Origin of the sequence: Mammaliicoccus sp. L-M44 (genome assembly GCF_022386355.1) — a bacterium.
In the GTDB taxonomy this organism is placed as follows: Bacteria; Bacillota; Bacilli; order Staphylococcales; family Staphylococcaceae; genus Mammaliicoccus; species Mammaliicoccus sciuri_A.
The window spans coordinates 140,762-155,633 of the sequence record NZ_JAJNIU010000001.1 but is presented as its reverse complement, the minus strand read 5'-3'; the positions used below and the strand labels follow the sequence as shown (position 1 = coordinate 155,633).

The following is a 14,872-nucleotide window of genomic DNA, read 5'->3' as shown; positions in this document are numbered from 1 at the left end:
ATGGAAGATGTATATAAAGTAATTGACGATATTCACATGAAGAATATCGAACATTTAGATGAGAAAGTAAACAGAGTTCTACAATCTGACGATCACGACGCTTTATTTATGTTAGGCGAAACATTATATAAATACGGTATTGTCGATCAAGGCGTTAAAATATTCGAAGAACTTTATTTACTTTATCCTGATGAAAATGAATTGCTTGTTTATTATATAGAAGGGCTAATTGACCAAAACGACTTAGATAAAGCGCATGAAGTATTGTATAACAGCCCACATTCTACAGAGAAATTAATGCTTGAGGCTGATTTATACCAACAACAAGGCTTATTCGAAGTTGGAATAGAGAAATTAATTGAAGCAAAAGAAATGGAACCAGATGATATTGTGATTACATTCGCTTTAGCTGAAATGTACTATTACGATGGTCAATATTTAAAAGCGATTTCTAACTATGAAACAATCACGCAAACTGGTGAAGATATTATTAATGGTATTTCGATTTATGCACGAATGGCAGACGCAAGTTTACAAAGTGGTGCATACGAAGAAGCAATCAAATATTATGAAAATGTATCAGAAATGGATATGACAGCTGAAGATTATTTCAAACAAGCAATTAGTTACCAAAAAAATGACTTAACAAGAGAAGCAATTAAGCAACTTGAAAAGTTATTACAAAAAGACCCAGACTTTATGCAAGCTTACCATTACTTATTGCAAATTTATGAATCAGAAAAAGATTATGAAAAAGCAATAGAAATCGGTAAAGAAGGGCTACGCTTAAACGCATATTATAAAGAACTTATGACAGATACTGCTAGACTAATGTTAACAACTAACGATGAGCATGGTGCAATTCTGTTACAAGATGCATTAACAGTTGATCCTTCTTATACTGAAGCTGCCATTATACTTGCTGATTATTATCGAGAAAAAGATAACATAACAGGTCTTATTAATTTATTAACGTATGTTGATCATGAAGATATAGACCCAGTAGTAGCTTGGCACGTTGCATATGCATTCGGTGAAGAAGAAAGAGATAAAGAAGCTCAACACTTCTATGAATTAGCATATCCAGATTTAACACAAAATATTGATTTCTTAAACGACTATTACCATTACTTAATTGAAATCGGTCATGTCGATAATGCTAAAAATATATTAGAATCTGTTCGCAAACTTGATCCTGAAAATCCATATTGGGACCAAGAATACGAAAGATTATTATAAGTAGGGTTAATTATGAATCATACATGGTTAAACTATGAAAAACAGCGATTTATTGAATATATTCTATATCAATACGATTTTAAAATTGCTGAAAGTGTATGGATATTAAATTTATTAAAAAGCAGCCCTAAATATTTATCTAACATTTCATTCGTCAATGAATTTTCAGATGAACGCATATTGTCCATAAGTACCGAGCAATCTAAACAACTGCCTTTACTTTATTGTAAAGATCGCTTCTGTATAGAAGATGGTCGACAAATCTTCCACGATATTCGACTAGATAATACACATTTAAATGTACTTTTATATTTGAACAAAAATGATGATCGACTAAATAAGTTACTGTTGTTGCAAATGCTTGTTGATTATTATGGAGATGATAAAGATATTCGTGCTTTAAATAATAACAATACACATGGACTAGGACATTGGCGTAAACTCATCAGTAATGAAATAGATAAATCTTTAGATAATAACGATCAAGACATGTTTATAGAAATGTCTAAAATATTACAATTCATTAATGAGTTGGAGGAACATCGATAATGTTATTTAATCATGTTGACTTAAAAGAATTAAAAAACAACTTAGAATATATCGATACAGCCATCATACCTGTATCTAATATTGATATGAATCATCAATTATTAACATCATGCGATCAAAATGAAACAGTTCAACTTGTTGGCATGTTAGCAGAAAAACAATTTAAAGGTAGATTACTACTTACACCAACATTTTTCACAAGTGGTAATCAATACGATCACGTCGTATCTTTTATACAAAGTTTAAAAGAGTATGGCTTGAACAATATAATTATTTTAAGCAGTGATCAAGTAGAACTGAACGTTGATCACGAATTGTATAAAGTAAACACGATTCCAATGGGTGACTTAGACGATGATATGAAACGCACACTCATCGAAGACGAAGTCAAACAATTTATGAAGTTTATCATAAGAACATGGAATAAATAGTAGGTAGATGCACGATAGATTATAGTGTATTATCCCTATAGAGTAAGTATTTAAAAACTAAAACTCTATAGGGATATTTTTATACATAAAGCTAGACTACCTGTCGAACTTAAACAAGGCAAATTCAATAACTTTAAAAAACTTATTCAGATATAGTGTCTTAATATATTATTTTACATCATGCTACTTTAAAAAATTGGGTGGTAAAGTATACTGAAGGAAAGTAAAATAAATCTTATTTTCCATATCTAGAGGTAGACACTATGAATACTAGAAAAACAACATTTGAAGAGAGAATTGAAATAGCTAAATATTGTATTGAAAATAATAGAGACTTTAATAAGACAGCTGAAAAGTACCAAGTTAACTATTCACAAGTCTATAATTGGATAAAAAAATATGAAAAACATGGTGATATTGGTTTAGTAGATGGTAGAGGTAAAGGAAAACCAGTTGAAGCTTTAACTAGAGAAGAAGAACTTGAATTAAAAATAAAAGCACTTGAACAAAGAAATAAATTTCTCCAAATGGAGAATGAGGTATTAAAAAAGCAGGAAGAAATAGAGAGGCAGTTGATGAATCGAAAGTAAGACAAATAGTAGAATATCAGACAATTGAATCATTAAAAGATAAATATTCAACGAATCAAATGTGTACCATTCTTGGAATATCAAGGGCAAGTTATTATAAATGGAAAAACAGAGAAGAATCACAATCCGAGAGATTCAATAATGAATTAAAAGATGAGATATTCAGAATTTACCATGAACATGATGGCAAATATGGATCTAGAAGAATACATAAGTATTTGAGGGCACATACTAATTTCCAGGTTAATCATAAGCGTGTCTATAGAATCATGAAAAAATATGGATTAATTGCCTCAAACAATTTATGAAGTTTATCATTAGAACATGGAATAAATAGTTGGTAGATGCACGATATCTTTGAGTCTTCGTGCGAAATGGCCAGTTTTAGTACCCTTGCGCACAATATCTCAGAGTCTTCGTGCGATAATAACCAACTTCTAGATAACTTCACATCATAATATCCGTAACAAATCTTAACTAAATAAGATTTGCTGCGTTTTTTTTATTTCCAAAATACAATTGTCCTTTCTATGTGGAAAATAGGCTTATTTTCACAGTTTTTCATCAATATTTTCGCCTTTATAATAAAGCCTTTTCATTTTTTTAAAAATTCCTAGATAAAAGGTTAATAAATAAACATTTAAATTGTGACAAAGCGTTGACCGTCTTGAAATAATAGGCTAAAATTAAGTTGTCCTAGTTATAAAAGAACGATTAATAGAGGGGGGAATCTAAATGAGCCAACGTGTCACACGACGCCAATTTTTAAACTATTCATTGATGGGTGTTGGGTCATTTATGGCTGCTGGTATGATTTTACCTATGGGTAGATTTGCGCTTGATCCTGTATTCAAAGCTGATGCACAAGGCGATATGATTGCTACAGGCGTAAAGGAGTCAGAACTTGGTAAAGAGCCTATTAAAGTGGACTTTAAATTCGAGCAAGAAGATGCTTGGTACACAAGTGAAGTTACAGAATTTGCTTGGGTGTACAAAGATGGAAATGAAATCGTAGCATTATCACCGGTCTGTAAACATTTAGGATGTACAGTACAGTGGAATGGCGATAAATCAAATCCAAATCAATTCTTTTGTCCATGTCATAACGGTCGTTATGAAAAGAACGGTAAGAATATTCCAGGTACGCCGCCATTAGCACCACTTGATCAATACGAAGTAAAAGTTAAAGGTGGCATTATTCAAATCGGTAAAAAGCACGAGAACGAATTAGCTAAATAAGGAGGGATTAACAATGATAGATAAAATCTATGATTGGGTCGATGACAGACTTGATATTACACCAATTTGGCGAGATATTGCTGATCATGAGGTGCCAGAGCATGTTAACCCTGCTTATCACTTTTCAGCTTTCGTTTATTGTTTTGGTGGTCTAACGTTTTTCATTACAGTAATACAAGTTTTATCAGGTATGTTTTTAACGATGTACTATGTTCCAGATATCGTTAATGCATGGAAATCAGTTTACTATCTACAACACGATGTAGCTGCTGGTGTTATCGTACGTGGTATGCACCATTGGGGAGCAAGTTTAGTAGTAGTAATGATGTTTTTACATACACTTCGTGTATTCTTTACAGGATCTTATAAACAACCTAGAGAATTAAACTGGGTTGTCGGTGTATTAATATTCTTCGTAATGCTTGGATTAAGTTTTACTGGTTATTTATTACCATGGGATATGAAAGCACTATTCGCAACAAAAGTAGGTTTACAAATTGCAGAATCTGTTCCTATCATTGGGCCGTGGGTTAAGACATTACTAGCAGGGGATGCAGAGATAGTTGGTGCACAAACTCTAACTCGTTTCTTTGCGATACATGTATTCTTCCTACCAGCTGCACTATTCGCGTTATTAGCAGCACACTTTATAATGATCAGAAAACAAGGTATTTCAGGTCCACTATAAAATTAACGTGAATAAATGAAAAAGGAGGTCATGCGACATGCATCGCGGTAAAGGGATGAAGTTTGTTGGTGATTCAAGAATAAAGTCATACGACAAACCGAAATTAAATCGAGATTATTCAGAATTTCCAGGTCGTACAGAAAGTTTCTGGCCTGACTTTCTACTAAAAGAATGGATGACTGGTGCGGTATTCTTAATCGCGTACTTATGTTTAACAGTCGCTCATCCATCGCCACTTGAACGTGTGGCAGATCCATCTGATACTGGTTATACACCATTACCAGACTGGTATTTCTTATTCTTATATCAAATACTTAAATATTCATTCGCATCTGGTCCTTATAACACATTCGGAGCAATTATCTTACCAGGTATCGCATTCGGTGCTTTATTATTAGCACCTTGGTTAGATAGAGGCCCTGAACGTAAATGGACAAAGAGACCATTTGCTTCTGGATTTATGTTAATCGCAATTGCAATCTTATTCTATACAACATGGGAATCAAGTTATTACCATGATTGGAAGCAACAAGCTAAACAAGGTGAAATCGTCTTCTCTAACTTAGACAAGTCAGACCCAGTTTATACTGACATCATCAAGTCAAACTGTACAAGTTGTCACGGTGGTGAGTTAACAGGTGGACAAGGTCCAAACTTAGTTGAATCGAAACTACCTAAAGATGGCGTTAAAGGATTCGTAGAAAATGGTGCAGGTAAAATGCCTAGCTTCAAAGACACACTTTCTAAAGATGAAATTGACAAAGTTGCTAAATACGTTGCAGATTTACATGAAACAGATGCAAACGGTAAAGAATTGAAAAAATAATTAAATTTGAGCCTGGGGCATATGCGTGCCCTGGGCTCTTTTCAAAGGAGTAATAAAATGGAATTTTGGAGATATGTAATGGGGCAGAAATCTATTCTCATTACGCTATTTATTGCAAATCTTCTCGGCACCATTTATGGATACATATGGTATGGTAGTCAATTACTTGATAGCAAATGGTACTTTTGGCCATTTATACCCGACAGTCCAACAGCAACATTATTCTTAGTGATTGCGATAGCTGCAATCATTTTCAATAAGCATTTAGGTTTGTTTGAATGTTTAGCATTTATTACATTAATTAAATATGGTGTATGGGCGGTTGTTATGAATATATTTGTAATGATTCATTATGATCAACTTGTTCCAATGGCAATTATGCTGATGACTTCACACGGCATTATGGCTATTCAAGCATTGATGTTTTATCCTTTATTCAATATTAAAAAGTGGCACATTGTCGTAACTATGATTTGGGTATTTCACAATGATGTTATTGATTATGTGTATCATCAATATCCTGTTTATAGTATGTTAAGTCAGTATGAGTCACATATAGGATACTTTGCTTTTTGGCTAAGTGTTATCGCTTTTCTGTTATTACTATATTTCCAAAAAAACATCGAATTACGTTCAAAATATTTGACGTAAGAGCCGTCACTCCGTAATATAATAAATAACAGGGATAAAAAGGAGGAAGTTATTTGTTTTCATATATCATATATTTTATTATCATTATGATTGTCCCTATGTACTTCCAATTTAGAGTAAAATCAACATACAATAAATACTCAAGAGTACGTTCAACAAGTGGGAAGACGGGTAAACAAGTTGCAGAAGAAATTTTAGCTGCAAATGGAATTCATGATGTAGAAGTGTTACAAGGTGAAGGATTCTTATCAGATCATTTTGATCCAACTAAGAAACGTGTTGTATTATCACCGGCAAACTATCAACAACCAAGTGTTGCGGGTACAGCAATTGCAGCACATGAAGTAGGACATGCTATTCAACATGCTCAAGGATATGGATTCCTTAAATTTAGATCAGCGCTTTTACCGCTTGCTAATTTAGGAAGTTCGTTATCATACATTATCATTTTAGCTGGTATCGTATTAACAGCAATGAGTAGTACATTCGGTACAACATTATTATGGGTTGGTATCGTATTTATGTCATTCGCTGTATTATTCTCAATCATCACATTACCAGTTGAATTCGATGCAAGTAAACGGGCAATGCGACAAATTGAAAAATTAAATATCGTTAACCAACAAGAATATAGACATGCTAAAAAAGTATTATCTGCAGCTGCTATGACATACGTTGCAGCAACAGCTGTAGCGGTAGCTGAATTAGCAAGATTTATTCTAATGGCACGTAATAATTAATGAAATCATTTTAATACCAATAAAGTCTTTTGACTTTGTTGGTATTTTTTATTTTTAAATATTTATGAGGTTTGTAGATATAAGCTTATTACGTTGTCATTATGCATGATTATCATATATAATTTTATTATGTGAGTTCTTTTATATAGAGATATAAAAGATATGTAGGGAGGAAATTTTATGGACATGAAAGAGATGCAACATGAAGTTGATCAATATATTTCTCAGTTTAAAGCAGGTTATTTTTCGCCCTTAGCAAATTTAGCGAGATTAACAGAAGAAGTTGGAGAACTAGCTAGAGAAATTAATCATAGTCATGGTGAAAAGAAAAAGAAACCAACAGAAGAAGACAATACAATTGAAGCTGAATTAGGCGATAATTTATTCGTCTTAATTTGTTTAGCAAATTCTTTAGACATAGATTTAAATAAAAGTTTCCAAGATACAATGAATAAATTCAATGTAAGAGATAAAGATAGATTTGAACGTAAATAAGTCATAATGGAGGATTAATATGAAAATCGGTATAACTTGTTATCCATCAATGGGGGGCTCAGGTATCGTTGCAACTGAGCTTGGTTTGGAGATGGCGAAAAGAGGGCATGAAATTCACTTTATAACTTCTAATATGCCTTTTAGAATGAGAGAGCCTGTTCCAAACGTAACATTTCATCAAGTTGACGTAAATCAATATTCTGTATTCCAATATCCACCATATGATATTACATTAAGTGCTAAAATTGCAGACGTCATTAACGATTACGACTTGGATATATTACATATGCACTACGCGGTACCGCATGCAATTTGTGGTATTTTAGCGCGTCAAATATCCGGAAAAGATGTCAAAATCATGACGACTTTGCATGGAACAGATATTACAGTATTAGGTTATGATACATCATTACAAAGTGCCATTCGATTCGGAATTGAAAAGAGTGACGTTGTAACAAGTGTCAGTGATAGTCTAAAACAAGAAACATATGACATTATAGAACCTGATAAAGAAATCAAAACTATATACAATTTTGTACAAGAAGAAAGTTTCCCACAAATTTATAATACAGATTTAAGAAGCCGTTATGGCATAGAAGAAGATGAAAAAGTCATCACGTTTGTATCAAATTTTAGAAAAGTTAAGCGCGTGCCTGATGTCGTAGATACGTTTCACAAAATTAACAAACAAATTAAATCTAAACTATTACTGATCGGTGATGGTCCAGAGTTACAAGTGGCCAGAGAACAAATTAAACAGCTTAATATAGAAGACCAAGTTCTATTTTTAGGTAAACAAGATGAAGTGAATATCTTCTATCAAATGTCTGATTTAACGTTGTTATTAAGTGAAAAAGAAAGCTTTGGACTTGTATTACTTGAAGCTATGCTTACAGGTGTTGTGCCGATTGGTACAAATGCAGGTGGCATTAAAGAAGTCATCAAAAACGGTGAAACGGGTTATACGGTTGATGTCGGTGATACAGATAAAGCGAGTGAATATGCGGTCAAATTATTAACAGATTCAGAACTTTATCGCAAAATGCAAAACGCTATGATTCAAGATGTACGTGAAAGATTCTCATCTAAAGTGATTGCTGATCAGTACGAATCTTGCTACAACGATATGTTAGGAGAATAATATGCGTGAATATCAAGTATTTGAAGATGCGAAATGGATAATTGAAACACTTGAACGTAATGGGCATCAAGCATATTTTGTTGGTGGTTCAGTAAGAGACTATTTAATGGAGAAAGAAATTTCAGACGTTGATATTACAACAAGTGCTTTACCTGATGAAGTTGAACAATTATTTGATAAGACTTTACCAATAGGCAAAGAGCACGGCACGATGATTGTGATGGGTGAAAATCAACAGTATGAAGTGACAACATTTAGAAAAGATGGGGATTATGTTGATCATAGAAGACCTACATCTGTTCAGTTTGTAACGGATTTATATGAAGATGTAGCAAGAAGAGATTTCACAATGAATGCTATCGCTATGGATAAGTCGTATCAACTCCATGATTATTTCAACGGGTTAAACGATATACAATCCAAAATTATAAAAGCTGTCGGAACACCTATTGATCGCATGGAAGAAGACGCATTACGTATTATGAGAGGTGTAAGATTCCAAGCTCAGACAGGCTTTGCACTTGATCACGATACTAAAGACGCCATGCATCAAACAGCACATTCTTTAAGTGCCATTGCAATTGAAAGAATTGTTGTTGAACTTAAAAAAATGATTCAAGGTCAATATATTCATGATACAAAAAAGACTGCTCATGAACTAGAAATATTTAAATATATTCCATTTTTCAAAGAAATTAATCAAACTAGTATCTTCATGCCGGAACATGCCCATTTCGATTTATGGGTGGCTGCATTATGTTATTTATACGAATTAGATTTAACAAGCTTGAACAGTTTGAAAATCAGTAATCAAGAAAAGCGTGATATCTCATCTTACGTTCAATCATTGATAACACTTTCTGAAAATAATATTTCAAAGCAAGATATGATTCATCTCGTATATACGTATCATCGTGATAAAATGAAAGAAATCATTCACTTTATTTCTGAGCATAATGCACAACTGAATATCTCTATCCATCCTACAATTATGAATGACCGTGTAATTGATGAAATATATGATAAACTACCTATATATGATAAATCAGAATTACAAATTAACGGTCAAATATTGATGGCTACATTTAATAAAAAAGGTGGACCATGGATCAAAGATATTTTAAATAAAGTTGAACAAGCTGTTATTAACCTTAAAGTGGATAATACAGAAAATGATTTAATAGAATGGGTGCGAGAGAATGTCAAAATATAAACGTGAAATTATTAAATATTTATATCAAAATAATGAATATTTGTCAGGACAACATATAGCTGAAACGTTAAATTGTTCACGTGTAACAGTTAAAAAAGTCATCGATCAATTGAGAAAAGAAGGCTTTGAAATTGAGTCTATTTCAAATAAGGGATATAAAATCTCAGAAATCCCCACAACTTGGCAAGAAGGCATTGTGAATATTACACTTCAAGATCAAAGTATATTGAATCACGCAATTGTTCAAACACAAGTAGATTCAACACAATTGTTAGCCAAGTCTCGTGTTAATGACATTGATCATGACTTTATTGTTTTGAGTGATGAACAAACAAATGGGAGAGGGCGTTTCCAAAGAGAATGGTCATCTCTTAAAAGTAAAGGGCTTTGGATGTCAGTTGTATTACGCCCAGATATTCCAATTCAAAGAATGTCGACATTTAATCTATTTATAAGCCTTGCTATTCAAGAAGTGATTGAACAGCATTATGGCATTCAAAGTAGAATTAAATGGCCTAATGATATTTATATAGGCGATAAAAAAGTTTGTGGCTTTTTAACAGAAATGATTGCAGATACAGATGGCGTTAATGCGATTATTTGTGGCATTGGTATAAATTTAAACCAAACACAAGAAGATTTCGATCGAGCTGGTCAATCACGTGCGACAAGTTTAAAAATAGAGAATGAACAATCTATAGAACCTTATCAATTTTTGAAATTATTAATAGAGGCTATTGAACTGAGATATGATCAATTTTTAGAATTACCATTCAGTGACATTAAAGAGTTATATAAAAGTAAAAGTATGATTTGGGACAAAAAACTAACTTATACAGAGGGTAAAAAGCAAGTATTTGGTCGAGCAATTGATATACAAGATAATGGGTTCTTAACCGTGATATCTGATGATGGTCAATTACACCAATTTATGAGTGCAGATATCGAAATATAGGAGAGATAATATGGCGCAAAGATACGCTGTTGTAGATTTAGAAACAACCGGAAACCAAATTCAATATGATGAAATCATTCAAATTGGGATAACATTTATAGAAAATAACCAAATTACCGATACATATCATTCATATGTCAAAACGGATTTGGAAATTCCATCTTTCATTCAAGCATTAACCAATATCAATGAATTAGACTTAGAAGAAGCTCCATACTTCGAAGAGATCAGTCAATCATTGTTTAACTTGTTGAAAGATTGTGTATTTGTCGCGCATAATGTTCTATTTGATTTAAACTTTCTCAAATCCCATTTCGAAAAGCATCAAATACAATTCGAACCTAAATTAACAATTGATACGATGGAATTGTTTAAAATCGCATTTCCAAACGAAGAAAGTTATCAGTTAAGTGAATTGAGTCAATCGTTAAAAGTTGATTTAAACCAAGCGCATAGTGCTTATGAGGATGCTAAAGCAACTGCATTATTATTTATCAAAGCCATTCAAAAAATAAATGGTCTTCCGATTGATACCATTAAACAACTTTATTATTTATCTAAATCTTTAAAGCATGATTTAAAGGACGTTCTATTTGAAATTGTAAGAACACATCAAGGTGCCGAAACGCATAATCGCAATATTAAAAAGTACCAGAACATCCATTATTTAAAGCAAATGCCAATACGACATTCTAGTGATCGTACATCAATTACACTCGATGAAGCTTATGATAGAATACTTAAAACGTTTAATTTCGATTATCGTAAAGAACAATATCAACTCGTTCAACAATTGTTCGATTCATTAATGCACAATGAGAATGCTTTAATTGAAGCACCGCTTGGTAGTGGGAAATCGATGAGCTTTGTGCTCGCTGCATTGTTGTATTATTTAGAAACTGGTGAACATATTCTCGTTTCAACACATACGAAGTTACTTCAAAATCAACTGCTAGAACAAGAATTTAATAAAGTCTTAAATGCATTAGATTTAGATTTAAAAGCGATGATTATTAAAAGTAAAGATCATTATATTTCGCTTGGTTTAATCTTAAATATATTACAAGATGATACAGACAACTATGAAGCGACTATTTTAAAAATGCAGTTGCTTGTATGGATTCTTGAAACGGAAACAGGTGACATTGAAGAGCTTCATCTTAAAGGTGGTCAAAAAGTCTTCTTTGAACAAAAACGCACGACTTATGTACCGTTTAAAAATGATATACATTACTATCAATTTATTAAAGAGAGTGCGCAGCATGTAGAGATCGGTATAACAAACCACGCGCATTTGTTACAACATAGTACAGAAGATACCGTATATCAATTGTTCAAACATATCATTGTTGATGAAGCACATCGTATTCAAGATTACGCACTTAATCAAGTAACAGATGATTTAAGTTACCAACATATTAAATATCATCTCGGTTTATTAGGTAAAAATGAGCAAGAAAAATTATTTAAGCGATTAGATAAATTAGAAAATAGAAGAGTCATTGAACAATATCCTATTGAACCAATCGATATTTATCAACTGAAACGTGATATTGATTTACTGCACGAACAAAACGAACAATTATTTGATGATTTAATGGCTCAAATTTCAGATAAGCATCATGAATCACATGAAGATGATAAACAAATTCATTACTTCTATGATATTGATGTCGCGAATATATCTGAAATATTTAAACGACAAATTAGTACAATCAATCAAATATTATCTAGATTTAAATCTTACTCACACGCACATGTTAAAGCGTTCAAGAAAGAGTTAATTTATATTTATCATCAATATACTAAAATTTATAACATGATTAAGTCTGGTCAAGTGCCATTCGTATCCATTAAGAAAATATCTCAGAAATCTACACTTTCACTATTTGTTAAAAAAGCAGAAGTTAAAGATTTACTGAATGAAGTGTTTATAGAGCAATTCAATAGCAATATTTTCATTTCTGGGACATTAACCGTTAATCATTCATTTACATCATTTAAATCTATGTTTCCTGAAGACATTCAATTTAACACTTATTATTTAAATGATATTTACGACTTGAAAAATCAAGCAACATGTTTTGTACCGGAAAATATGCCGACTTATCAATATCATCAACAAGATGACTATATAGAAACGATTGTTAGTTATTTATCTACATTTGTAAGTGAAACAAATCAAAAATGTTTAGTACTGTTTACGAACTATGCGATGTTGTATCAAGCATATCGATACATGGAAGAACTTGAAATCTTTGATGATTATGTCGTATTAATGCAGCAACAACATTCACACGTATACAAACTCGTACAACAGTTTAATCAATTTGATAAGACGATTTTACTAGGTACTTTATCATTCTTTGAAGGATTTGATTATCAATCTTCAGGTATTAAATGTGTCATGATGACGAAGTTACCGTTTATACATCAAGATGATCCACGATACCATTTAATGAAAGATGAATTTGACAATCCATTTAAAGACTTTGTCTTGCCAGACGCTGTAACTAAATTTAGACAAGGCATCGGTCGATTAATTCGAAACAAACATGACCAAGGTTTATTAATTTGCTTTGATAGACGAATATTAGATAGTAATTACAGTAAATACTTTATTAATGCATTAGGTGAAATACCTGTTATCGAAGGCGATTTAAATAAATTCCAAGATAAACTAAGAAAATATCCAAACAGATAGCAGTTGTATGCATAATTTGATAAAATAACTATAGGTAATTTATTTGAATAGGAGAAATAATAATGAATATTACGATTAAACAAGCTAAAGATTATGTCAATCAAGAAGTGACAATCGGTGCTTGGATTGCAAACAAGCGATCAAGTGGGAAAATAGCATTTTTACAATTAAGAGATGGAACAGGATTTATGCAAGGTGTCGTTGTAAAAGCTGAAGTATCAGAAGACATCTTCCAATTAGCTAAATCATTAACACAAGAAACATCTGTTTATGTTACGGGTACAATTACAGAAGATGACCGTTCTAAATTTGGCTATGAAATGCAAGTAAGTGGTGTAGAAGTCATTTCAGAATCACATGATTATCCAATCACACCGAAAAATCATGGTACAGAATTCTTAATGGATCACAGACATTTATGGTTACGTTCTAAACGTCAACATGCCGTTATGAAAATTAGAAACGAAATTATTCGTGCGACATATGAATTCTTTAACGAAAGTGGATTCACTAAAATTGATCCACCAATTTTAACAGGTAGTGCACCTGAAGGTACAAGTGAATTGTTCCATACGAAATATTTCGATGAAGATGCATTCTTATCTCAAAGTGGTCAATTATACTTAGAAGCTGCAGCTATGGCGCATAATAGAGTATTTAGTTTCGGTCCAACTTTCAGAGCTGAAAAATCAAAAACAAGAAGACATTTAATTGAATTCTGGATGATCGAAGGCGAAATGGCATTTATGAAACATGACCAAAGCTTAGAAGTTCAAGAAAATTACGTACACCACATCGTTAAAGCTGTGTTGGCAAATTGTAAATTAGAATTAGAACTTCTTGAAAGAGATACTTCTAAGTTAGAACAAGTTTCAACACCATTCCCAAGAATCACTTATGATGATGCCATTAAATTCTTACATCAAGAAGGATTCGATGATATTGAATGGGGCGACGATTTCGGTTCTCCTCATGAAACTGCAATTGCAAACCATTATGATAAACCAGTATTTATCATTAATTATCCAACAAAAATTAAACCATTCTATATGGAACCAAACCCTGAAAATCCAGACACTGTATTATGTGCAGATTTAATCGCACCAGAAGGTTACGGAGAGATCATTGGTGGTTCTGAAAGAATTAGTGATTTAGATTTAATTAATCAAAGAATTAATGAACATGGTTTAGATCCTGAAGCATATAGTTATTACACTGACTTAAGAAAATACGGAAGTGTACCACATAGTGGATTTGGCTTAGGACTTGAAAGAACAGTAGCATGGTTAAGTGGCGTAGAACACGTTAGAGAAACTGCACCATTCCCACGTTTATTAAATCGATTATATCCATAATAATATGCGAGTCTGGGAGCTGAATAGTGATCCCAGACTCTATATTTTTATAATGA

Annotated in this window: 16 protein-coding genes; all 16 read left to right on the top strand. The window is 32.3% G+C overall.

What is annotated here, in order from left to right; translation table 11 throughout:
• Nucleotides 1-1,239: a tetratricopeptide repeat protein gene (locus LQ611_RS00755; protein ID WP_025905474.1), complete on the top strand. Its 1,239-nt coding sequence runs from the start codon at nt 1-3 to the stop codon at nt 1,237-1,239.
• 12 nt (nt 1,240-1,251) lie between these two features.
• Entirely contained in the window at nt 1,252-1,788 is a 537-nt protein-coding gene (locus tag LQ611_RS00750; RefSeq protein WP_103361590.1) for a YpiB family protein, read from the top strand.
• Nucleotides 1,788-2,219, top strand: coding sequence for a DUF2487 family protein (locus LQ611_RS00745; RefSeq protein ID WP_025905476.1), 432 nt, complete (start codon nt 1,788-1,790; stop codon nt 2,217-2,219). Before LQ611_RS00750 ends, LQ611_RS00745 begins: the two co-directional genes overlap by 1 nt.
• A gap of 263 nt (nt 2,220-2,482) precedes the next feature.
• A complete protein-coding gene (locus tag LQ611_RS00740) occupies nt 2,483-2,809 on the top strand; it encodes a helix-turn-helix domain-containing protein (RefSeq protein WP_107565214.1) in 327 nt (108 codons plus the stop codon).
• Between the two features lie 59 nt (nt 2,810-2,868).
• Nucleotides 2,869-3,117 carry an IS3 family transposase gene (locus LQ611_RS14245; protein WP_107634189.1) on the top strand — a complete coding sequence of 83 codons (249 nt, stop codon included), beginning with the start codon at nt 2,869-2,871 and terminating at the stop codon, nt 3,115-3,117.
• Between the two features lie 427 nt (nt 3,118-3,544).
• Complete coding sequence (locus LQ611_RS00735; RefSeq protein ID WP_025905478.1) at nt 3,545-4,048, top strand: Rieske (2Fe-2S) protein; 504 nt, start codon at nt 3,545-3,547, stop codon at nt 4,046-4,048.
• 13 nt (nt 4,049-4,061) lie between these two features.
• Nucleotides 4,062-4,736 carry a menaquinol-cytochrome c reductase cytochrome b subunit gene (gene qcrB, locus LQ611_RS00730; RefSeq protein ID WP_016912349.1) on the top strand — a complete coding sequence of 225 codons (675 nt, stop codon included), beginning with the start codon at nt 4,062-4,064 and terminating at the stop codon, nt 4,734-4,736.
• A gap of 37 nt (nt 4,737-4,773) precedes the next feature.
• Nucleotides 4,774-5,562, top strand: a complete 789-nt coding sequence (locus LQ611_RS00725; RefSeq protein WP_107565215.1) for a menaquinol-cytochrome c reductase cytochrome b/c subunit — start codon at nt 4,774-4,776, stop codon at nt 5,560-5,562.
• Nucleotides 5,563-5,619: 57 nt separating this feature from the next.
• On the top strand, nt 5,620-6,213 hold the full coding sequence (locus LQ611_RS00720) for a DUF1405 domain-containing protein (RefSeq protein WP_025905480.1): 594 nt from the start codon (nt 5,620-5,622) through the stop codon (nt 6,211-6,213).
• A 53-nt stretch (nt 6,214-6,266) separates the two neighbouring features.
• Nucleotides 6,267-6,953 (top strand): zinc metallopeptidase, encoded by a 687-nt coding sequence (locus tag LQ611_RS00715; RefSeq protein WP_037588148.1) that lies wholly within the window; start codon nt 6,267-6,269, stop codon nt 6,951-6,953.
• A gap of 180 nt (nt 6,954-7,133) precedes the next feature.
• Nucleotides 7,134-7,448, top strand: a complete 315-nt coding sequence (locus LQ611_RS00710; protein ID WP_025905482.1) for a nucleotide pyrophosphohydrolase — start codon at nt 7,134-7,136, stop codon at nt 7,446-7,448.
• A 19-nt stretch (nt 7,449-7,467) separates the two neighbouring features.
• On the top strand, nt 7,468-8,589 hold the full coding sequence (gene bshA, locus LQ611_RS00705; protein WP_239709275.1) for an N-acetyl-alpha-D-glucosaminyl L-malate synthase BshA: 1,122 nt from the start codon (nt 7,468-7,470) through the stop codon (nt 8,587-8,589).
• Between the two features lies 1 nt (nt 8,590).
• Entirely contained in the window at nt 8,591-9,802 is a 1,212-nt protein-coding gene (locus LQ611_RS00700; protein WP_107565216.1) for a CCA tRNA nucleotidyltransferase, read from the top strand.
• Nucleotides 9,789-10,757, top strand: coding sequence for a biotin--[acetyl-CoA-carboxylase] ligase (locus LQ611_RS00695; RefSeq protein ID WP_103361638.1), 969 nt, complete (start codon nt 9,789-9,791; stop codon nt 10,755-10,757). Before LQ611_RS00700 ends, LQ611_RS00695 begins: the two co-directional genes overlap by 14 nt.
• 10 nt (nt 10,758-10,767) lie before the next feature.
• A complete protein-coding gene (locus tag LQ611_RS00690) occupies nt 10,768-13,461 on the top strand; it encodes a helicase C-terminal domain-containing protein (protein ID WP_107596783.1) in 2,694 nt (897 codons plus the stop codon).
• A gap of 62 nt (nt 13,462-13,523) precedes the next feature.
• Nucleotides 13,524-14,816 (top strand): asparagine--tRNA ligase, encoded by a 1,293-nt coding sequence (gene asnS / locus LQ611_RS00685; RefSeq protein WP_025905487.1) that lies wholly within the window; start codon nt 13,524-13,526, stop codon nt 14,814-14,816.
• Nucleotides 14,817-14,872 lie beyond the last annotated feature (56 nt).

What these genes read in the sequence shown, in the direction of transcription:
- LQ611_RS00755 (WP_025905474.1), top strand. Translation starts at nt 1, where the DNA reads ATGGAAGATGTATATAAAGTAATTGACGATATTCACATGAAGAATATC.
- LQ611_RS00750 (WP_103361590.1), top strand. Translation starts at nt 1,252, where the DNA reads ATGAATCATACATGGTTAAACTATGAAAAACAGCGATTTATTGAATAT.
- LQ611_RS00745 (WP_025905476.1), top strand. Translation starts at nt 1,788, where the DNA reads ATGTTATTTAATCATGTTGACTTAAAAGAATTAAAAAACAACTTAGAA.
- LQ611_RS00740 (WP_107565214.1), top strand. Translation starts at nt 2,483, where the DNA reads ATGAATACTAGAAAAACAACATTTGAAGAGAGAATTGAAATAGCTAAA.
- LQ611_RS14245 (WP_107634189.1), top strand. Translation starts at nt 2,869, where the DNA reads ATGTGTACCATTCTTGGAATATCAAGGGCAAGTTATTATAAATGGAAA.
- LQ611_RS00735 (WP_025905478.1), top strand. Translation starts at nt 3,545, where the DNA reads ATGAGCCAACGTGTCACACGACGCCAATTTTTAAACTATTCATTGATG.
- qcrB (WP_016912349.1), top strand. Translation starts at nt 4,062, where the DNA reads ATGATAGATAAAATCTATGATTGGGTCGATGACAGACTTGATATTACA.
- LQ611_RS00725 (WP_107565215.1), top strand. Translation starts at nt 4,774, where the DNA reads ATGCATCGCGGTAAAGGGATGAAGTTTGTTGGTGATTCAAGAATAAAG.
- LQ611_RS00720 (WP_025905480.1), top strand. Translation starts at nt 5,620, where the DNA reads ATGGAATTTTGGAGATATGTAATGGGGCAGAAATCTATTCTCATTACG.
- LQ611_RS00710 (WP_025905482.1), top strand. Translation starts at nt 7,134, where the DNA reads ATGGACATGAAAGAGATGCAACATGAAGTTGATCAATATATTTCTCAG.
- bshA (WP_239709275.1), top strand. Translation starts at nt 7,468, where the DNA reads ATGAAAATCGGTATAACTTGTTATCCATCAATGGGGGGCTCAGGTATC.
- LQ611_RS00700 (WP_107565216.1), top strand. Translation starts at nt 8,591, where the DNA reads ATGCGTGAATATCAAGTATTTGAAGATGCGAAATGGATAATTGAAACA.
- LQ611_RS00695 (WP_103361638.1), top strand. Translation starts at nt 9,789, where the DNA reads ATGTCAAAATATAAACGTGAAATTATTAAATATTTATATCAAAATAAT.
- LQ611_RS00690 (WP_107596783.1), top strand. Translation starts at nt 10,768, where the DNA reads ATGGCGCAAAGATACGCTGTTGTAGATTTAGAAACAACCGGAAACCAA.
- asnS (WP_025905487.1), top strand. Translation starts at nt 13,524, where the DNA reads ATGAATATTACGATTAAACAAGCTAAAGATTATGTCAATCAAGAAGTG.